General features: G+C 53.8%; 18 protein-coding genes. 8 read left to right on the top strand and 10 right to left on the bottom strand.

The features are described from left to right. Window position 1: 1 nt before the first annotated feature. Both OC597_RS08955 and OC597_RS08950 read left to right on the top strand, forming a co-directional pair. Complete coding sequence (locus tag OC597_RS08955; RefSeq protein ID WP_262208414.1) at window positions 2-2,434, top strand: formate C-acetyltransferase/glycerol dehydratase family glycyl radical enzyme; 2,433 nt, start codon at window positions 2-4, stop codon at window positions 2,432-2,434. Window positions 2,435-2,482: 48 nt separating this feature from the next. Next, a complete protein-coding gene (locus OC597_RS08950; RefSeq protein WP_099062875.1) occupies window positions 2,483-3,229 on the top strand; it encodes a DeoR/GlpR family DNA-binding transcription regulator in 747 nt (248 codons plus the stop codon). Window positions 3,230-3,278: 49 nt separating this feature from the next. Here OC597_RS08950 and araD read toward each other — a convergent pair whose 3' ends face one another. Further along, window positions 3,279-3,974: an L-ribulose-5-phosphate 4-epimerase gene (gene araD, locus OC597_RS08945; RefSeq protein WP_262208411.1), complete on the bottom strand. Its 696-nt coding sequence runs from the start codon at window positions 3,972-3,974 to the stop codon at window positions 3,279-3,281. A 362-nt stretch (window positions 3,975-4,336) separates the two neighbouring features. Between araD and osmB the strand changes: the two genes are divergently transcribed. Continuing rightward, entirely contained in the window at window positions 4,337-4,555 is a 219-nt protein-coding gene (osmB, locus tag OC597_RS08940) for an osmotically-inducible lipoprotein OsmB (protein ID WP_004945176.1), read from the top strand. A 204-nt stretch (window positions 4,556-4,759) separates the two neighbouring features. Here the strand turns inward: osmB and yciH are convergent, their stop codons facing one another. Further along, window positions 4,760-5,086, bottom strand: coding sequence for a stress response translation initiation inhibitor YciH (gene yciH, locus OC597_RS08935; protein ID WP_262208408.1), 327 nt, complete (start codon window positions 5,084-5,086; stop codon window positions 4,760-4,762). Between the two features lie 10 nt (window positions 5,087-5,096). Further along, on the bottom strand, window positions 5,097-5,825 hold the full coding sequence (gene pyrF, locus OC597_RS08930) for an orotidine-5'-phosphate decarboxylase (protein ID WP_262208406.1): 729 nt from the start codon (window positions 5,823-5,825) through the stop codon (window positions 5,097-5,099). 328 nt (window positions 5,826-6,153) lie between these two features. Here pyrF and bhsA point away from each other — a divergent pair, with 328 nt between their 5' ends. Together bhsA and OC597_RS08920 are read left to right on the top strand one after the other, a co-directional pair. Next, window positions 6,154-6,414: a multiple stress resistance protein BhsA gene (gene bhsA, locus OC597_RS08925; protein WP_085117030.1), complete on the top strand. Its 261-nt coding sequence runs from the start codon at window positions 6,154-6,156 to the stop codon at window positions 6,412-6,414. A gap of 172 nt (window positions 6,415-6,586) precedes the next feature. After that, entirely contained in the window at window positions 6,587-6,883 is a 297-nt protein-coding gene (locus tag OC597_RS08920; RefSeq protein ID WP_085117133.1) for an Arc family DNA-binding protein, read from the top strand. Between the two features lie 64 nt (window positions 6,884-6,947). Here the strand turns inward: OC597_RS08920 and lapB are convergent, their stop codons facing one another. The 3 genes from lapB to pgpB form a co-directional block, all read right to left on the bottom strand. After that, on the bottom strand, window positions 6,948-8,117 hold the full coding sequence (lapB, locus tag OC597_RS08915; RefSeq protein WP_261256655.1) for a lipopolysaccharide assembly protein LapB: 1,170 nt from the start codon (window positions 8,115-8,117) through the stop codon (window positions 6,948-6,950). A gap of 6 nt (window positions 8,118-8,123) precedes the next feature. Then, window positions 8,124-8,426: a LapA family protein gene (locus OC597_RS08910; RefSeq protein ID WP_085117032.1), complete on the bottom strand. Its 303-nt coding sequence runs from the start codon at window positions 8,424-8,426 to the stop codon at window positions 8,124-8,126. A 288-nt stretch (window positions 8,427-8,714) separates the two neighbouring features. Further along, the gene (pgpB, locus tag OC597_RS08905) at window positions 8,715-9,485 is read right to left on the bottom strand and encodes a phosphatidylglycerophosphatase B (RefSeq protein WP_261424072.1); all 771 of its coding nucleotides are present in this window, start codon (window positions 9,483-9,485) and stop codon (window positions 8,715-8,717) included. 278 nt (window positions 9,486-9,763) lie between these two features. Between pgpB and ribA the strand changes: the two genes are divergently transcribed. After that, window positions 9,764-10,357: a GTP cyclohydrolase II gene (gene ribA / locus OC597_RS08900; protein ID WP_085117134.1), complete on the top strand. Its 594-nt coding sequence runs from the start codon at window positions 9,764-9,766 to the stop codon at window positions 10,355-10,357. 46 nt (window positions 10,358-10,403) lie between these two features. Here the strand turns inward: ribA and acnA are convergent, their stop codons facing one another. Then, a complete protein-coding gene (gene acnA, locus OC597_RS08895) occupies window positions 10,404-13,076 on the bottom strand; it encodes an aconitate hydratase AcnA (RefSeq protein WP_261256651.1) in 2,673 nt (890 codons plus the stop codon). Window positions 13,077-13,397: 321 nt separating this feature from the next. Here acnA and OC597_RS08890 point away from each other — a divergent pair, with 321 nt between their 5' ends. After that, window positions 13,398-14,003 carry a hypothetical protein gene (locus OC597_RS08890; protein ID WP_261256650.1) on the top strand — a complete coding sequence of 202 codons (606 nt, stop codon included), beginning with the start codon at window positions 13,398-13,400 and terminating at the stop codon, window positions 14,001-14,003. A gap of 117 nt (window positions 14,004-14,120) precedes the next feature. On the opposite strand, the gene cysB is transcribed toward OC597_RS08890, so the two are convergent. Together cysB and topA are read right to left on the bottom strand one after the other, a co-directional pair. Next, on the bottom strand, window positions 14,121-15,095 hold the full coding sequence (gene cysB, locus OC597_RS08885; protein WP_085117036.1) for an HTH-type transcriptional regulator CysB: 975 nt from the start codon (window positions 15,093-15,095) through the stop codon (window positions 14,121-14,123). 359 nt (window positions 15,096-15,454) lie between these two features. Further along, window positions 15,455-18,052, bottom strand: a complete 2,598-nt coding sequence (gene topA, locus OC597_RS08880) for a type I DNA topoisomerase (RefSeq protein ID WP_261256648.1) — start codon at window positions 18,050-18,052, stop codon at window positions 15,455-15,457. Between the two features lie 426 nt (window positions 18,053-18,478). Here topA and OC597_RS08875 point away from each other — a divergent pair, with 426 nt between their 5' ends. After that, window positions 18,479-18,730 carry a YciN family protein gene (locus OC597_RS08875; RefSeq protein ID WP_262208403.1) on the top strand — a complete coding sequence of 84 codons (252 nt, stop codon included), beginning with the start codon at window positions 18,479-18,481 and terminating at the stop codon, window positions 18,728-18,730. Window positions 18,731-18,777: 47 nt separating this feature from the next. Here OC597_RS08875 and sohB read toward each other — a convergent pair whose 3' ends face one another. Continuing rightward, window positions 18,778-19,824: a protease SohB gene (gene sohB / locus OC597_RS08870; RefSeq protein WP_262208401.1), complete on the bottom strand. Its 1,047-nt coding sequence runs from the start codon at window positions 19,822-19,824 to the stop codon at window positions 18,778-18,780. Window positions 19,825-19,855 lie beyond the last annotated feature (31 nt).

Genomic DNA, 19,855 nt, shown 5'->3' with positions numbered 1-19,855 from the left:
CATGACCACGCTGGACCTGACCACCCTGACCGCACGTACTCTGGCCCATAAGAACGCGCTGATCCATATTGTCAAACCGCCAGTTTGTACCGAACGCGCACAGCATTATACCGAGGCCTATCAGCAGCATCTGGACAAACCCTTACCGGTGCGCCGGGCACTGGCGTTGGCCAACCATCTGGCCAAACGCACGCTGCGAATTGACAACGATGAGCTTATTATCGGCAACCAGGCCAGCGAATTACGCGCCGCGCCGATTTTCCCGGAATATACCGTCGGTTGGATCGAAGATGAGATAGACCAGTTGGCCGACCGTCCGGGTGCCGGCTTTTCCGTCAGCGAGGAGAACAAGGCAATCCTGCACCGGATATGCCCATGGTGGCGGGGCCAAACGGTACAGGACCGCTGCTACGGCATGTTCACCGATGAACAAAAGGCCCTGCTGGCCACCGGCATCATCAAGGCCGAAGGTAATATGACCTCGGGGGATGCGCACCTGGCGGTAAATTTCCCACTGCTACTGGAGAAAGGCCTCGACGGGCTGCGTGACAAAGTGGATGAGCGCCGCAGCCGCATCCGGCTCACCGATTGGCAAGAACTGCAGCAGGAGCAATTCCTGAAGGCCATCGACCTGACGCTGGAAGCACTGAGCGAACATATCCTGCGCTTTGCCCGGTTGGCCCGCAGCATGACCCAGGCGGAAAGCCGCCACTGGCGCAGTGAGGAGTTGCTGGCCATCGCAGAAAACTGCAAGCTGATCGCCCACCGTCCGCCACAGACCTTTTGGCAGGCTCTGCAACTGTGTTACTTCATTCAGTTGACGCTACAAATTGAATCCAACGGGCATTCAGTGTCCTTTGGTCGTCTCGACCAATATCTCTATCCCTGGTATCGCCGTGATGTCGAGCTGGAGCAGACTTTGCCGCGCGAACGCGCGATTGAAATGCTGCACAGCTGCTGGCTGAAACTGCTGGAGATCAACAAGATCCGTTCCGGCTCGCACTCCAAAGCCTCGGCAGGCAGCCCGCTGTACCAGAACGTGACTATCGGTGGGCAGCAACTGCTCGACGGCAAGCCGTGCGATGCGGTTAACCCCCTGTCCTACACCATTTTGGAATCTTGTGGTCGCCTGCGCTCTACCCAACCCAACCTCAGCGTGCGCTACCACGCCGGGATGAGCAGCGATTTTCTCGACGCCTGTGTGCAGGTGATCCGCTGCGGGTTCGGCATGCCGGCCTTCAACAACGACGAAATCGTCATTCCCGAGTTTATCAAGCTGGGGGTGGAACCGCAGGATGCTTATGACTACGCGGCAATCGGCTGCATCGAAACCGCAGTAGGCGGTAAATGGGGCTACCGCTGCACCGGCATGAGCTTTATCAACTTCGCCCGCGTGTTGCTGGCGGCGCTGGAACAGGGGCGCGATGCCACTTCCGGCCAAATATTCCTGCCGCAGGAGCTGGCGCTGTCACAGGGCAATTTCAGCCATTTCGACCAGGTGTTGGGGGCCTGGGACCGCCAGATCCGCTATTTCACCCGTAAGTCGATTGAAATTGAGTGCGTGGTCGATAGCGTGCTGGAAGAAAACGCTCACGATATTCTGTGTTCATCCCTGGTGGACGACTGCATTGAGCGCGGTAAAAGCATTAAGCAAGGTGGGGCAAAATACGACTGGGTTTCAGGCCTGCAGGTCGGCATCGCCAACCTGGGCAACAGCCTGGCGGCAGTCCGCAAATTGGTGTTCGAACAGGGCGTGATCGGTCAGCAGCAGTTAGCGGCTGCGCTGGCCAATGACTTTGACGGGCTGAGCGGAGAACAGTTACGCCAGCGGCTGCTCAACGCCGCGCCAAAATACGGCAACGACGTGGATGAAGTTGACCAACTGCTGGTGCGGGCTTATCAGACCTACATTGATGAACTCAGGCAGTACCACAACACCCGTTTTGGTCGTGGCCCGATCGGCGGCACTTACTACGCCGGCACCTCGTCCATTTCGGCTAACGTGCCCTTTGGAGCCGCCACCCTGGCAACACCGGACGGCCGCAAAGCACATACGCCGCTGGCGGAAGGCGCCAGCCCGGCCTCCGGTACCGATCACCTGGGGCCTACCGCCGTGTTCAACTCGCTGTCCAAGTTACCCACCGCGTCGATCCTCGGTGGCGTGCTGCTGAACCAGAAGCTGAATCCGACCACGCTGGAGAACCCGGCCGATCGCGAAAAGCTGATGTTGATGTTGCGTACCTTCTTTGAGGCCTACCAGGGCTGGCATGTGCAGTACAACATCGTGTCGCGGGAAACCCTGCTGAAAGCGAAGCAACATCCTGACCAATATCGTGATTTAGTGGTTCGCGTTGCTGGATATTCCGCTTTCTTTACCGCATTATCCCCTGACGCGCAGGATGATATTATTGCGCGAACAGAACATACTATTTAAACAATAAATATTAGCGGCCGCACCTTGGTGGCCGCACATCAGGTTGATATGAATTCAAGACAACAGACAATATTGCAATTGGTTAACGACCGCCGACGCATCAGCGTCAGCGATTTGGCTGCCGCCACAGGCGTTTCAGAGGTGACAATCCGTCAGGATTTGAACCTGCTGGAGAAGCGCAGCTATCTGAAGCGGGTACACGGCTCCGCGCTGGCGCTGGAAAGTGACGACGTCGATGCGCGCATGATGTCCAACTTCACCCTCAAGCAAAAGCTGGCGCAGTATGCCGCGTCGCTGGTTAACGACGATGAAACCATCTTTATCGAAAGTGGTAGCGCCAACGCGTTGCTGGCTCGCTACATTGCCGAGCGCAAGCGCATCACGCTGATCACCGTCAGCCACTACATCGCCAACCTACTGAAAGAGACCGACTGCGAGGTGATCGTGCTGGGGGGCATGTATCAGAAAAAGAGTGAAACCGTAGTCGGCCCCTTAACGCGCCAATGCATTCAGCAGGTTCATTTTAGCAAGGCGTTTATCGGCATTGACGGCTACCATGCAGATACCGGCTTTACCGGCCGCGATATGATGCGCGCCGACGTGGTTAATGCCGTGCTGGCGAAGGGCGTGGAAAATATTGTCCTGACCGACTCATCCAAATTTGGCCAAATCCAGCCCAATCCGCTGACTCAGCAGGGAAAGGTGCATCGGGTGATCACCGATTCGCGGCTGTCACTGGAATACCAACACCAGTTGAAACGCCAGGGAATACAGTTGGATATAGTGAACGACTAAGCGTCAGGCAGAAAAACGAAGGGCCGTCGAGCGGCGGCCGTTCTGAAGATCACTGGCCGTAATAGGCATTTTTACCGTGCTTGCGCAGGTAATGTTTATCCAACAGCGTCTGCTGCATACCCGCCAACCCCGGCGTCAGTTGGTTTGAAAAAATCCCCATATAGGCAATCTCTTCCAGTACCACCGCATTATGCACCGCGTTTTCCGCATCCTTCCCCCAGGTAAAAGGACCGTGCGAATGCACCAACACCGCAGGGATCGCCGCGGGATCCAACTGGCGTTTGGCAAAGGTTTCGACAATCACCCTGCCGGTTTCCCATTCATAGCGGCCGTTAATTTCCTCATTCTGCATCTGCCGGGTACAGGGGATATCGCCATAAAAATAATCGGCGTGCGTGGTGCCCCAGGCAGGAATGTCCAGCCCCGCCTGCGCCCAGATGGTGGCGTGGCGTGAATGAGTGTGAACAATGCCTCCGGCGGCGCCAAACTCAAGGTAAAGTACGCGGTGGGTATCACTGTCCGATGACTGTTTTTTACTCCCCTCGACCACCTTGCCACTTTCCAGCTCCACCACCACCATGTCGTCACGGGTCATCACTTCGTATTCCACTCCTGAAGGCTTGATCACCATCAGCCCTTCACGGCGATCGACAGCACTGACGTTACCCCAGGTGAACGTCACCAGATGATGGCGTGGCAGGGCCAGATTGGCCTCTAATACCTGCTGCTTGAGTTCATTAAGCATGTGTCTTTCCCGGTTAAACCTGTTGGGAATATTGTCGGCAGGCCAGCTGTTAGAGGGTATGGCGTAAATCGCTAAAGACCGCGTAGCCTTCTGCTGGAAACCGAGAACTGTGGGGGCACGGAGTGAATGGCCTGTAGAGGCGGGGAATGGACTTTAAGACTATTTACCTGTTTATCGTCAGGCAGAAGCTTATAGTGGATATTGGCAGAGAGAGCGCTTCTGGCTTTTCAATTGTTCTGCCTTTAACAAAAAATGCCATTTTTTATATCGATACGCTTTGGGAGCCAACAGCAGGCCGAATTTAGGGTTCATGCCTATACTTATAGGGCACTCCCATAAGCCAATGCTAAGGAGAAGTCATTATGATGATTATCAATAAACGTTTCGCCACCGCCGCTCTGGCGCTTACGCTGGCGTTTTCACTCAGCGCTTGTTCCAACATGTCCAAACGTGACCGTAACACCGCTATTGGTGCCGGTGCAGGGGCTGTAGGCGGCGCGGTGTTGACCGATGGTAGCGCACTGGGTACGCTCGGCGGGGCCGCCGTTGGGGGCATCATTGGTCATCAGGTAGGCAAATAACCCGATCGGCCGCAATCCGGATACCTCTGCCGACAGGCTGGCAAAAGCGTTTACGCTTTGACGTATTAACCATAATAAAGATTATTTCAGGTCTGTTTTATCTTCAGTCAATGGCTCATTGCCATTCACGGGTTAACGCCCGGCAGCATCACCCTAAGCCATGCCGCAGTATTGCACCGCGGCATGGCAATTCACCTTAGGCGATCAACCGCCCGCCAGCTTGACCTTCATTCCTTTGGCTTCCAGCAGCTGTTTTAGCAAATCGCGCTTATCGCCCTGGATCTCAATAACACCCTCCTTGAGCGAACCGCCGCAGCCGCACTTCTTCTTCAGCTCGGCCGCCAGTTTTTCCAGCGCCGCATCATCCAGGTCAACGCCCGAGATCAGGCAAACGCCCTTCCCCTTGCGGCCGCTGCTCTGACGCTGAATGCGTACGATGCCGTCACCCTTGTCGCGCGCTGGCTTAACCTCTTCCTGCTTGATGCGACCGCTGTCGGTGGAATAGACCAGGCGGCTGTTATCGTCCTTCATGGTCATCTCCTCAAGCCAGTGATGCGCGAATGGCGCTCAGCGTGGCGGCAGGGTCAGCGGATTGGGTGATCGGACGCCCAATCACCATGTAGTCAACGCCCACCGCCTGTGCCTGCACCGGCGTCATAATGCGACGCTGATCGCCTGCGGCACTGCCTTCAGGGCGGATACCCGGCGTAACCAGCTGGAACTGTTGGCCACAGGCCGCTTTCAGGCGCTCGGCCTCATGCGCAGAACAGACTACGCCGTCCAGCCCGCAATCGCGGGTCAGCCGCGCCAGCCGTTCCGCCTGCTCGGCCGGAGAGAGGTCAATACCGATAGCCTGCAGATCTTCCGCCTCCATACTGGTTAGCACGGTCACGGCGATCAACAACGGCGCCTGCGCGCCATAGGGTAACAACGCCTCTTTGGCGGCGGTCATCATACGCGCACCGCCGCTGGCGTGGACGTTAACCATCCATACGCCCAACTCGGCCGCTGCCGCTACCGCACGGGCGGTGGTATTGGGAATATCGTGGAATTTCAAATCCAGAAATACGTCGAAACCGCGGTCGTGCAAATCACGCACAAGTTGCGGTCCAAACAGGGTGAACATTTCCTTGCCCACTTTTAACCGGCAGTCCTGCGGATCGATACGATCGGCCAATGCCAGTGCGGCACCTTTGTCCGCGTAATCCAGCGCAACGATGATTGGAAATGATTTTAAGTCATTGTTATTAATGTTATTTTCAGACTTCATTTCTTCTACCTTCTGTAAAATGGACATAACCAGGTAACAACCCGCCAAACTGACCGCCGCATTCTACATGTCAGCCGACAGAAATCCCAGCCGCAGCGCGCTCTGCGGTTAAGTAATGTTAGCCCCTGGTTCGTCATCAAGCGTCAATATAGCCCGAATGCCATTAGCCCAGACTGCGTAAAGCGCCGTAAAGATGCGTAAATTATCAATCAAATAATTTGAATAACACACTCAGCATTATCAGATTTTAAATCTGCGTGGATGCTTTATTATTCAACACATCGGAAGCAAACGGCTTCCAACCAAAACAAACAGACTGGAGTTTCTTATGAAAAGCATCAAATATTTTGCAGCCGCTGCCGCTATCGCCATGACCTCTTTCGCCACCTTCGCCGCTGAGCCGGTTGACCTGCAGCAGGCCACCAGCCTGACCGCCTCCGGTGTCGTCTCCGCAGGTCATGCGACTACCCTCAGCAGCCTGGAAAGCAAACTGGCCGCCAAAGCAGAAGCCCAGGGTGCCAGCAGCTACCGCATTATCTCAGCCGGTGGTAATAACATGCTGAGCGGCACCGCAGTCATCTACAAATAAGTGCTTTAGGTATGGGGCCCGGTACGCCGGGCTCTACCTCTATTTCCCCCGCCATATCGTTCGTTATTCCCCCACGAAAATGTTACAGAAATATTAAATTTTTATTACACACTGGACTCTCACTCACGACTGGCTTAGCTTGAAGGCAATCCTCCCGCAGAAAGGCTTCAAAATGAGCGAGATATCTACACTAACCATTAAAATCCCTCTGGAACTCAAAGAAAAAATTCGTGCCATTGCCGCCGATAACCAACTTTCTCTGAGCGCTGAGGTTTGCCAACGTCTTGAACATAGCTTCGACTTCCCGGCTAAGGCGGAAAAAGCCGCTAAGAAATCGGCGGAGTTGCACCATGGTGAAATCGACAACCAGGGTATTGAAGAAGAGATTGAGCAACCGCTGAACCAGAAAGAATTGAAGAAGCTGCGTCAGTTGCTGAAAGGTGGCGTCAAAGCCGGCAAGAAAAAATAAAGCGCTATTCTCATAAAAAAACGGGGCTAATTTAGCCCCGTTTTTTGTTGCGTATTACTGTGCGTTATTGTCCATCCAGCCCGCGGATCGGTTTAACCGATGACCAGGCTCGACACGACGGGCAATGCCAATAAAGAGAATGTGCGGTAAAACCGCATTTATGGCAGCGATAGCGCGGTTTGGTGCGTATTTGTTCACCGACCATATCACGCAGCAGCAACAAACTTTCTTTCGCTCGGCCGTCTTCCGCATCTGCCAGGTGATAATCCATCAAGCGATAAAATACCCGCATCGTCGGGTGGCGCTGTAATTGGCGGTTGATATACACCTGCACCACATCACGCCCTTCTTGCTGTTCAATAATTTCCGCCAGCATCAATTCAGCGGTAGCGCCGGTATTTTCTTCCACACAACGTTTGAGGAAGTCCGACCAATCCTGCTGCTGCTCCAGATGTGGGTAACACTCATGCAGCATCGGCAAGGTTTCGCTAACCAGTTCTTTATCCTGATTCAGCACCCGCTTGAGCGACTCTACCGCCTTGGCGTACTCCCCCTGAGCCATATAAATGCGCCCTACCATGATCGACACCCGGGCACACTGCTTATCGGCCGAGGCTGCTCGTTTCAGCAAGCTCATCGCCTTATCGAGATCGTCACTGCCCATCGCCTGCAATGCCAGCTCGCAGTAGAAATGGGCGATCTCGATACGCTGTTTATCTTTGCCCAGCTTGACCAGTTTTTCCGCCACGTCGATGGCTTTTTGCCAATCGCTGGTGGCCTGATGGATCACCAAAAGTTGCTGCAACGCGGAAATGCGGAAATCTTCTTCACCGATTAACTGGCCGAACATGTCTTCCGCGCGGTCGTACATGCCGGCGGCCATATAATCGCGCCCCAGCTGTTGCACCGCCAACAGGCGTTGTTCGAAGGTCAGAGAAGCGCTTTCCATCAGCGCCTGATGGATGCGGATGGCACGGTCTACTTCGCCGCGCGAACGGAACAGGTTACCCAGCGTCAGGTGGGCCTCAACGGTGTTGCTGTCCTCTTTCAACATATCAAGGAACAGATCAACCGCTTTATCCTGCTGGTTGGAGAGCAGAAAGTTAACCCCGGCCACGTACTCGCGTGACAGACGGTTAGCTTCCTGTTGTTTATCCTGTTGAGCACTTCTGCGCCCCATGTACCAGCCGTACGCGGCAGCCACGGGCAACAACAGAAACAGCAGCTCTAACATAGAAGGTTATTCCTTGCTGACAACGGACGGAGCTGCCGATTCAGCAGGTTGTTCAAGCTGCAGTTCCAGCCTTTTGATTTTGCGCTCAGCCCGCCCCAGCGAAATGCGGGTACGCAGATAGAAAAGGCCACAAATGACCCAACCGAGAACAAAACCGGCGCCAAACAACGCCGCCAACAGGGTCGATACGCGATAGTCGCCCTGCGCAACCAGGTAATTAAAACTTACAACCTGATCGTTATGCGCGCCCAACGTGACTGAAATCACGAAAATCACCAGAACCAACAAAAAAATCAGCAAATATTTCACATTCTTTCCCGCGATGCCGAGTTAATCGGATGAACTATGCCTATACGTGGCGTCCCTAACCTTTAAGTTAGCATTTCCCATCGTGGCAGGGAAACCCTGCGGCACGATAAAACCACATATCTGCTGGCATATTCGACAGTAAACGACGCTCTCGAACAAATTAATGAGAAAGCTTCTCAAAATAATAGATTAATAAGGATATGGGGGCGTTGATAAGAATTACAACGAAGGGAAATGTAAGGGGTTAATGCGGCGCCATATCGGCGCCGCGATAAGTGACATCGTCACCTAGTGTTTATGGGGCGAGCTTCTTTCCGCAATCTCCTGCTGTTCTTGCGGCGGCGGTGTCAAAGGGCCAAACCAGCGCTGTGCCAACCAACAAGCTATTGTCACCAACAACCAACTGATCAACGTCGCCACCACCAGATCGCGTGGCCAGTGCATGCCCAACAGCAAACGGCTACCCATGACGCCCGTTGCCCACAGCATTAATACCGCCACGGTCTTATAGTGCCGACGTGGCCACAACAGCCCTACGCCCAGCAGCGCCCAACTGGCGGCAAACATGGTATGCCCCGAAGGAAATGCAAAACCGGTCTCAAACTGCCAGTGCTCACGCAACCATACCGGTACCAGAGGTTGATCCTGCAATTGCTCCTTTACCAACGCGCCCCGCTCTTTACGCTTGAGCGAGTAAAAGTACTTTTCATCGATCTGATGAGCAGACTCCAGCCACAACACAAACGGCCGCGGCTCCTGGACCCGATCCTTGATCAAAGACTTCACCCCCTGACCAATCAGAATCGATGCGCTCAGCAACACCAACAGACCTATCGCCGGCCGGATACGGAAGCGCAGGCACCACAGGAACCAGGCACCGAGAATAATACTGGTGATAATCCCCCAGGGCGAAGTGACCGTTTCGGTCAGCCAGTACAGGCCTTTTAACAGTCGGCCATCGCCGCCCGGCTGCCATTGCCAACCGGAAAGCCACGCGGCCAACGGCATCAGCAACAGCACTATCGCGCCTGCTGCGGTGCGTTTTGCTATCTCAAACATTCCTATCGTCCTTTGCATAAGCCGATTACCAGTGTAACAATCTTGTAATATTGATAACACTCTAAAAATTAAACAGATATATAACCTAATTCAATAATAATTGGCTGAAAACACCGGATGCCGATTTGCTGAGCACCTCAGGGCAAGAAGTTATGGCAAAATAGTCGATAATTAATGAAATGCCGATCGTCGTTGCGCATTTTAATACTGGTCAGTTCTCTGTGCCGGACGTAGGATGCGCAACCATGATTGAATCGGATGTATTTGTGGAGAGCAACATGCAGCTTAAACGGGTGGCAGAGGCCAAATTGCCAACACCTTGGGGCGATTTCCTGATGGTAGGATTCGAAGAACTGGCTACCGGTCACGATCATCTGGCGCTGGTGTTCGGTGATATTTCTGGCGCGACGCCGGTACTCTCACGGGTTCATTCTGAGTGTCTGACCGGTGATGCATTATTCAGCCTGCGCTGTGACTGTGGTTTTCAGTTGGAAGCGGCACTGGAGCATATCGCAGAAGAAGGTCGCGGTATTCTGCTCTACCACCGCCAGGAAGGTCGTAATATCGGTTTGTTGAATAAGATCCGCGCTTATGCGCTGCAGGACAAGGGCGCCGACACGGTAGAAGCCAACCACCAGTTGGGCTTCGCCGCTGATGAACGAGATTTCACCCTGTGTGCAGACATGTTCAAACTGCTGGGCGTGGATGCGGTGCGTTTGTTGACCAACAACCCGAAAAAGGTTGAGATCCTGACGGAAGCCGGTATCAACATTAGCGAGCGAGTGCCGTTGATCGTGGGACGTAACCCGAAGAATGAACGTTACCTGGCGACCAAGGCCGCGAAAATGGGCCATTTGCTGGACCAAGAGTAATTTCCCCCAAGGAAAAATCAGGGCGCCATGACAGGCGCCCTTTTTATTACAGCATTTTCCTGATCACGTAGTGCAGAATGCCGTCATTTTCATAGTAGGTCAGCTCATTACCGGTATCGATACGGCAACGGGTATTAACCACTTCCTTACGTCCATCTGCAAAAGTGATCAGCACCGGCACATTTTGCCCCGGTTTCAGCGTTTGCAATCCGCTGACGCTAATCTGCTCATCGCCACTCAGCCCCAGCGTTTTGCGCGTCACGCCTGCCGGGAACTCCAGCGGCAGAATGCCCATGCCAATCAGGTTAGAACGGTGAATACGCTCAAATGACTCGGCAATCACCACTCGTACCCCCAGCAGACGCGGCCCCTTCGCCGCCCAGTCACGGCTGGAGCCGGAACCGTATTCTTTACCGGCAATCACCGCCAGCGGTACCTGCTCCTGCTGATACTGCATCGCGGCATCGTAGATCGACAGCTGATTCTGTGACGGAATATGACGGGTATAGCCCCCTTCAACCCCCGGTACCATTTCGTTACGGATGCGAATATTGGCAAAGGTGCCGCGCATCATCACTTCATGGTTACCACGGCGTGAGCCGTAGGAGTTAAAGTCCAGTGCTGCAACGCCATGATCGCTCAGATAGCGCCCCGCCGGACTGTCACGTTTGATATTCCCCGCTGGCGAGATATGGTCGGTAGTCACCGAGTCGGCCAGGATCGCCAGAATGCGCGCGTCCTTGATGTCTTGTACCGGATCCGGCTGCACCTTCATGGTGCTGAAGAACGGCGGATGACGGATATAGGTGGAATCTTCCTGCCACGGATAGGTGGCCGAACCGGCAACCTGAATCGACTGCCAGTTAGCATCACCGTCAAACACCGCACCGTATTCCTTGTGGAACATCTCGGTGCGAACTTCCTCCACCGCCAGGGCAATGTCCTGGCTGCTTGGCCAGATATCCTTCAGATAAACCGGCTTGCCGTCACTACCTTCGCCCAGTGGGTCTTTGGACAGGTCAACCTTCATGCTGCCGGCCAGCGCATAGGCCACCACCAGCGGCGGCGAGGCCAGCCAGTTGGTTTTCACCAGCGGATGGATACGGCCTTCGAAGTTACGGTTACCGGACAACACCGCCCCTACGGTCAGATCACCCTCTTTAATCGCCTGCTCGATAGGATCGGGCAATGGCCCGGAGTTACCGATACAGGTGGTACAGCCATAACCCACCAGATTAAAGCCGAGCTCTTCCAGGTAGGCGGTCAGCTTGGCGCTATCGAAATAGTCGGTCACCACTTTGGAACCCGGCGCCAACGAGGTTTTTACCCAGGGCTTGGTTCTCAGCCCTTTTTTCACCGCATTTTTCGCCAGCAGACCGGCTGCCATCATCACGCTGGGGTTAGAGGTATTGGTACAGGAGGTAATGGCCGCGATAACCACTGCGCCGCTATGCAGCTCGTGTTGCTGCCCGTTCAAAGTGAAAGGTTTGAATTCAGATTTACGTTGCTGGTTGCCGATTTCCAGTTCGGTTGCGGCATTGAACGCTTTAGGAACGTCAGGCAGTGCCACACGGTCCTGCGGGCGTTTCGGCCCGGCAAGGCTGGCAACCACCGTCGACATATCCAACGCCAGGGTACTGGTAAATACCGGCTCATCACCAGGGTTACGCCACATGCCCTGCACTTTGGCGTAGGCTTCTACCAGCGCAATTTGTTCATCGCTGCGGCCACTCAGTTTCATATAACCCAGCGTCACGTCGTCCACCGGGAAGAAGCCACAGGTCGCACCAAACTCTGGCGACATGTTGGCAATGGTCGCTCGGTCGGCCAGCGGCAAATCAGCCAGGCCGTCACCGTAGAACTCGACAAACTTGCCGACCACCCCGTGCTTACGCAGCATCTGGGTGACGGTCAACACCAGGTCGGTGGCGGTAATGCCTTCGCTGAGTTTCCCGGTGAGTTTAAAGCCCACCACGTCCGGGATCAGCATCGATACCGGCTGGCCCAGCATTGCCGCCTCGGCTTCGATACCGCCCACACCCCAGCCAAGAATACCCAGGCCGTTGATCATGGTGGTGTGGGAGTCGGTGCCCACCAGGGTATCCGGATAGGCAATGCGTTGACCGCTTTCGTCGGTGTGCCACACCGTTTGACCGAGGTATTCCAGGTTAACCTGGTGACAGATACCGGTGCCCGGCGGCACTACGCGGAAACGGTTGAAGGCTTTCTGCCCCCAGCGCAGGAAGGTATAGCGCTCGTGGTTGCGCTCCATTTCGATGCGTACGTTTTCTTCAAACGCTTCGTCATCGCCGAATTCATCAACGGTGACCGAATGGTCAATCACCAGATCGACCGGCGACAGCGGGTTGACCTGGTCGACATTGCCGCCCAAGCGCTGTACCGCTTCACGCATCGCGGCTAAATCCACCACCGCGGGCACGCCGGTAAAATCCTGCATCAGTACGCGGGCCGGGCGGTAGGCAATCTCACGATCGGCATGGCCGGTCTGCAACCAGCCAACGATAGCTTTCAGATCGTCAACCTGTACGGTGTCGCCATCCACATGGCGCAGCAGGTTTTCCAACAGCACTTTCATTGATTTTGGCAGCCGGTCGATATCACCCAACTGTCTCGCTGCCAGTGGCAAACTGTAATAGCGATACTCGCTATTGAGCGCAACCAGCTTATCCATACTTGTTTCACGAAGATCGGACGACATAGCTCCTCCATTTCTTATTATGTCTAAAACAGGGTAATCACTGAGGTCTTATTTAAAGATAACACAAAGATGATGTAACGTTTTGATAACAACACGTATTGATCATAACGATAGGCAGAAGTAATCAAGGATGGAGAAGTTGTTTTTTCCCAACGGGTTAGACATGGTCTGCACTGAGCACAGAAAAGCAAGGGAGTCATGTTCCCGCGTCGATAGCTATCTGTTAAGGTTCCTTTCCAGCCGTTCGATGAACAACTTGCGACTTACCGCGCAGCATTGGCCGTGATGCCAAAGTCATATTTTAACTCTAAGGAGCGAGTAGTGGCATTTTTGGGATTCGTCAGTGAACGTGAATGTCAGCGCTGGGATGGCGCACCACCCTATATTCCCGCCTTCAGCTTCCATGAAAAGCATCAGTCAGCCCCCATTAATGCCCTGCCTGAGGCCATTATTCAGGCCGTGCTTGCGCTGGATATGGCCGAGGATCCGATCATCAGTCGGTTACTGATGCTACGCCAGTTACCCGCTAAACTCCGTCAATGGTTCACCGATACCAAGAGCGCTGAGCCGACTGCTGCATTTGGTTTCAATACCTTTACCTTGTTGCATCAGAACAGTAATGAAATCTCCCTCGGACTGGCTGGCCGTTTCTGGCGCCCTACCATGGGGGTGGCAAGTCTGGCCAGTGCCGAGGAGTTTTACCATTACAGCGATCCCAATGCCGCCAAACTGGTGCTGCGCTTTAACGTCACACAGGACAGTGCCGGATTGGCCACGCTCAGCACCGAAACCTTCGTCTGGTGCCCTACACCTCAGGTAAAAGCTCGTTTCGCCTGCTATTGGGGGGCAATTCGTCCGGCCAGCGGTTGGATAAGACGACGCACCCTGCTGGCCGTGCAACAGAAACTGGCAATGAGTGGCAGCTAAGCAGTTGGGAGTCTTTGAGAAGGACGAGCTGGATGGGTAAACGGGGTAAACAGGTCGAAAAAGTGAAAACAGGGAGGGGTTGTATCCCCTCCTGCTATCAGCCATTAATCTAACGGCTTACTTCTCTGGCAGCAAAATGTCCTTGAACATCGCTTCGATCTCTTCGTTGGAACGCAACGCAACGGCACTGTCGACCACGTCACGCGTCAAATGTGGCGCGAAACGCTGGATGAAATCGTACATGTAGCTGCGCAGGAAGGTGCTGCGACGGAAGCCGATTTTGGTGGTGCTGTAAGTGAAGATATCACGTGCATCCACCGTCACCAGGTCTGGATCTTGCACCGGATCCACGGCCATGCTGGCGATCACACCCACTCCAAGCCCCAGACGTACGTAGGTTTTGATCACGTCGGCATCGGTCGCAGTGAAGACGATACGTGGCGTCAGGCCGGCACGGTTAAACGCGGTGTCCAGTTCGGAACGGCCGGTGAAGCCGAAGGTATAGGTGACGATCGGATAAGCCGCCAACTCTTCAATGGTGATGTGACTTTTGCCAGCCAAGGGGTGATCGGGCTTCACTACCACCGCGCGATTCCAGTGATAGCAAGGCAGCATGATTAAATCGTCGTAGAGGTGCAATGCTTCGGTGGCGATGGCAAAGTCTGCGGTGCCTTTGGATACGGCCTCAGCGATTTGCGTCGGCGACCCTTGGTGCATGTGCAGCGAGACACGCGGATAACGCTCAATAAAACCTTTAATCACGTTAGGCAAGGCATAACGCGCCTGGGTATGGGTGGTAGCCACATACAATGAGCCTTTATCCGGGTAGGTATGCTCGCCGGCGACGGCTTTAATCGCATCTACCTTGGACAGGACTTCACGCGCAATACGGATAATCTCCAGACCTGCCGGCGTCACCTGAGTCAGGTGCTTACCACTACGGGCGAAAATCTGAATGCCCAGTTCATCCTCCAGCATCCGCACCTGCTTGCTGATACCGGGTTGTGAAGTGTAAAGCCCTTCTGCCGTCGAGGAGACATTCAGGTTGTGGTTAACCACTTCCACGATGTAACGAAGCTGCTGCAATTTCATATCTTATACCATCCTAGGTTAAACACTGCGTTGAGCCGCAGCCAGGTATATCGGTGTCGCCCCGGTATGCTGAAAAGTAACAAGCCCTAAACACCGTGTTTCACCCAGACGCTGAAGAAACCGCCGCTGTTAATAAGCTTTAATCATAAAAAAACTTTTTATATAACCACTATATCACGCTACAGCTTCAAGTATAGATCCACGTCACACTGTGGTAACGATTATTTTGCATTGCTATCAAGGTGAAACCCTGGCGCTAGGAAGGAAAAAACAGCAAAGGATAGATCCGTTCAGCCCCTTTAGCCAATAAAAAACCAGCCACATGGGCTGGTTTTTAATGTTGCATTCAGACTGCAAATTTACTTTTTGCCTTCAACCCATTTGCCATCTATGTAGAAAGCGGACCAGCCGGTGGCTTTGCCGTCTTTCTCCGAAGAGACATACTGCTGCTTGGTTTTACGGCTGAAACGCACCATGGTTTTGTTGCCTTCCGCATCGGCCACCGGCGCATCCGCCAGATAACGCAGTTTTTCAGGCAGACGATCCTTGAAGCGGGCCAGCTCTTCCACCAACGGCGCACGGGTCTCGCGCGATTTAGGGAAGGTGTTAGCCGCCAGGAACACACCGGCAGCGCCGTCACGCAGAACAAAGTAAGCGTCCGACTTTTCACATGGCAGTTCCGGCAAGGGAACCGGATCTTCCTTCGGTGGTGCAACGTCACCATTACGCAAGATCTTGCGGGTATTTTTACACGTCTCGTTGGTGCAACCCATGTACTTGCCGAAGCGCCCCATTTTCAGGTGCATTTCAGAACCACACTTATCGCACTCAACCACAGGACCGTCGTACCCTTTCAGGCGGAACTCGCCCTCTTCGATCTCATAGCCGTCACACGCCGGGTTATTACCACACACGTGCAGCTTGCGTTGGTTATCGATCAGGTAGCTGTCCATCGCCGTGCCGCATTTCTGGCAACGACGGCGGGCACGCAACGCGTTGGTTTCCGCGTCATCCCCTTCGAGAATGTTCAGCACTTCCGTTTCCGGCACCAGGTTAATGGTGGTTTTACAACGTTCCTTCGGCGGTAATGCATAGCCGGAGCAACCCAGGAACACGCCGGTACTGGCAGTACGGATACCCATCTTGCGACCGCAGGTTGGGCAATCAATGCTGGTCATCACCATCTGATTCGGGCGCATGCCGCCTTCTTCCGGCTCTTTCTCCGCCGTTTCCAGCTGTTCGCTGAACTCGGCAAAGAATTCATCCAGCACCGCTTTCCACTCGGCCTGGTTATTCGCTACCTGGTCCAGGCCGTTTTCCATGCGTGCGGTGAAGTCATAGTTCATCAGCTCGCGGAAGTTTTCTTCCAAACGGTCGGTAACGATCTCACCCATTTTCTCGGCGTAGAAACGGCGGCTTTCGACCCGCACATAGCCACGATCCTGAATGGTTGAGATGATCGAAGCGTAGGTCGATGGACGGCCGATACCCCGTTTTTCCAACTCTTTTACCAATGACGCTTCGCTGTAACGCGCAGGCGGCTTGGTGAAGTGTTGGCTTGGGATCAGCTTCTGCAGTTCCAGATCGCTGCCTACTTCAACGTATGGCAAGGTGCGATCTTCATCACCCTTGCGCAGCGCAGGCATCACTTTGGTCCAGCCATCGAAACGCAGCGTACGGCCTTTGGCGCGCAACTGGTAATCAGCGGCTTTCACCGACAGCGTGGTGGAGTCGTACTGCGCCGGTGTCATCTGGCAGGCAACAAACTGGCGCCATATCAGCTGATACAGTTTTTGCGCATCCGCTTCCATATCCTTCAACTGCTCGGCCAGCACGTTCACATCCGACGGACGGATAGCTTCGTGTGCTTCCTGCGAGTTTTCTTTGCTGCTGTACTGATTCGGGGCTTTCGGCAGGTACTTGTCGCCAAAGTTGTCACCGATGTAACCACGCACCATCTCGAGCGCATCCTGGCTCAGATTGGTGGAGTCGGTACGCATATAGGTGATGTGACCTGCTTCATACAGCCGCTGGGCCATCATCATGGTTTTCTTCACGCCAAAGCTCAAACGGGTACTGGCCGCCTGTTGCAAGGTAGAAGTGATGTAAGGCGCACCCGGCTTGCTGCTGGTCGGTTTGTCTTCGCGATCCAGCACCGTATAACGGGCTTTTTCCAGCAGTTTGAGTGCGGCGTGGGTCTGCTCACGGTTAACCGGTTTGAACGGTTTGTCGTGGGCATGTGTCACTTCCATCTGCAGCGCGGTATCACCCTTCGCCAACAGATCGGCGTGCAACTCCCAGTATTCTTCCGGCACGAAGGCTTTGATGTCGCGCTCACGCTCCACCACCAGTCGAACCGCAACAGATTGCACTCGCCCGGCGGACAGGCCACGGGCAATTTTTTTCCACAGCAGCGGCGAAACCATGTAACCCACCACGCGGTCCATAAAGCGACGCGCCTGCTGGGCATTAACACGATCGATATTCAGTTCGCCGGGCTGTTTGAACGCATTTTGGATCGCGTTCTTGGTAATTTCGTTAAACACCACGCGGCTAAAGCGTTTGTCGTCACCGCCGATAACTTCCCGCAGGTGCCAGGCAATGGCTTCCCCTTCGCGGTCAAGGTCGGTTGCGAGATAAATGTGGTCGGCGTTTTCCGCTAACGACTTTAACTCGGCAACAACTTTTTCTTTACCCGGCAGGATTTCGTATTGCGCTTCCCAGCCATGGTAAGGATCGACGCCCATGCGATTTACCAGCGCCGTCGTCGGATCTTTTTTAACTTTCTTCTTGGCTTTGTCTTCGGTTGAGTCAGCGCTCTTTTTGCTGGCTGAGCCACTGGTCGGCAAATCACGGATATGACCGACGCTGGACTTCACCACGTAGTCATTACCTAAATATTTATTAATAGTTTTGGCTTTTGCCGGGGACTCAACTATTACGAGAGCTTTACCCATATTTACCTTTACCTAATTTTATTTCTTCTAAAAAGAAGTCTTTTATCTCGCCGTGCCGCAGCGATTCATATCTCTTTTTTATATTGCGGCAGTCTGGCAAGAGATCAACATGTTTTTTTCTATTGGCTGTTTAACTGCTCAACCTGAGCGCAAGTTGTTGATCCTGCCTACTATTCACTCATGCCCCAGAAGTACGGCTGTGTGAAACTCATTCATGGCGTAAACAAAACCTTCCACCCGACGCCGCAAAATCCCACACTGTACCTGATAAAAAGCGTCACGCAACCTAATTAGCACGGAAAGACAGATTTCGCCAATCGGCGGATAGTGCTAGCCATCCAGACGGCAAATAAACCTTAGTCTGTTTGCGGATAAATGCGAACTGGCGTTAGAATATGTGCAGAATTTTTCATTGGAGTGTAATAAATGCGCACTGATACCTCACCTATTGCTCGTGAAGCCCTGTTGGAAGAAGCAAATAAACTTATTCGCCAGCATGATGAATATCTGCATGGTATGGTTGCCACTGATGTTGAACAAAAAGGCAGCGTTTTAGTTTTCCGCGGTGAATTCTTTTTGGATCCGGTTGGATTGCCAACGATAAAAACTACCGCTGTATTTAATATGTTTAAACACTTGGCCCACGTGTTTTCTGATAAATACCATTTGGTCGATTAAGCATAAAAAAAGGGGGCCTTGGCCCCCATGATGTTAAAACATCCGGTTTAAAGCAGTGGCTTTTCACCCCGCTGCCACCAGCGTAACAGCAGACGATCGACACTTTCCGCCGCACTGCCGGTAAAACGGTCCATCATGCGTTTACGGCGTGCATAGCGCACCCCAACCACCTCGTGGTTTTCCATTTCAGCGATCAACAAATCGTCACTGGTGCCAATGGCATCAATCAGCCCTTTGTCTTTCGCCTGGGTGCCGAACCAATGCTCACCGGTCGCCACGCTGTCGATATCCAGTGATGGACGCTGTTGATGAACAAACTGTTTAAACAGCTCGTGGGTGTCGTTCAAATCCTCACGGAATTTCTCACGCCCCTGCTCGGTATTTTCGCCAAACAGCGTCAGCGTGCGTTTGAACTCACCGGCGGTGTGCAACTCTACATCAATATCATTCTTTTTCAGCAGGCGATGGAAGTTAGGGATTTGCGCCACGACGCCGATAGAACCGATGATGGCAAAGGGCGCTGCAACAATGCGATCCGCCACGCAGGCCATCATATAACCTCCGCTGGCCGCCACTTTATCGACCGCTACCGTCAGGCGAATACCACCGGTACGCAAACGTGCCAGTTGCGATGACGCCAGGCCGTAACCGTGCACCACCCCACCAGGGCTTTCCAAGCGCAGCAACACTTCATCCTGCGGTGTCGCTACCGCCAGCACCGCCGAAATTTCCTCGCGCAGTGAAGTCACTTCATGGGCATCCATGCTGCCTTTGAAATCCAGCACGTACAGGCAAGGTTTGGTGGCTTCAACCGCGCCGGCTTTGGCACGCTGTTTCTTCAGTTTATCGTCGGCCTTGGTCTGCTTTTTAAACTGTTTGCTCCAGGCCTTTTGTTCCGCATCGCCCATGCGCGCCAGCCGCATATCACGCTGCATGTCGCGATATTGTTCGCCGAGGTCAGTCAGCTGCAGTTCCCCTTTCTGGCGGTTCTTGCGTTGCCCCAGGCTGACCGCCAGCAACGCCAGCGCGGCGATAGCAATCACTACCGTCGCGATTTTGGCCAAAAACAGGCCATAAACAGATATAAACTCCACAGATTCCGCCTTTATTAACAGGTTGTTAGTA

Origin of the sequence: Serratia proteamaculans (assembly GCF_946227095.1) — a bacterium.
Lineage (GTDB): Bacteria > Pseudomonadota > Gammaproteobacteria > Enterobacterales > Enterobacteriaceae > Serratia > Serratia proteamaculans_E.
The sequence above is the reverse complement of the archived record's forward strand: the minus strand, read 5'-3'. Positions and strand labels throughout refer to the sequence as shown.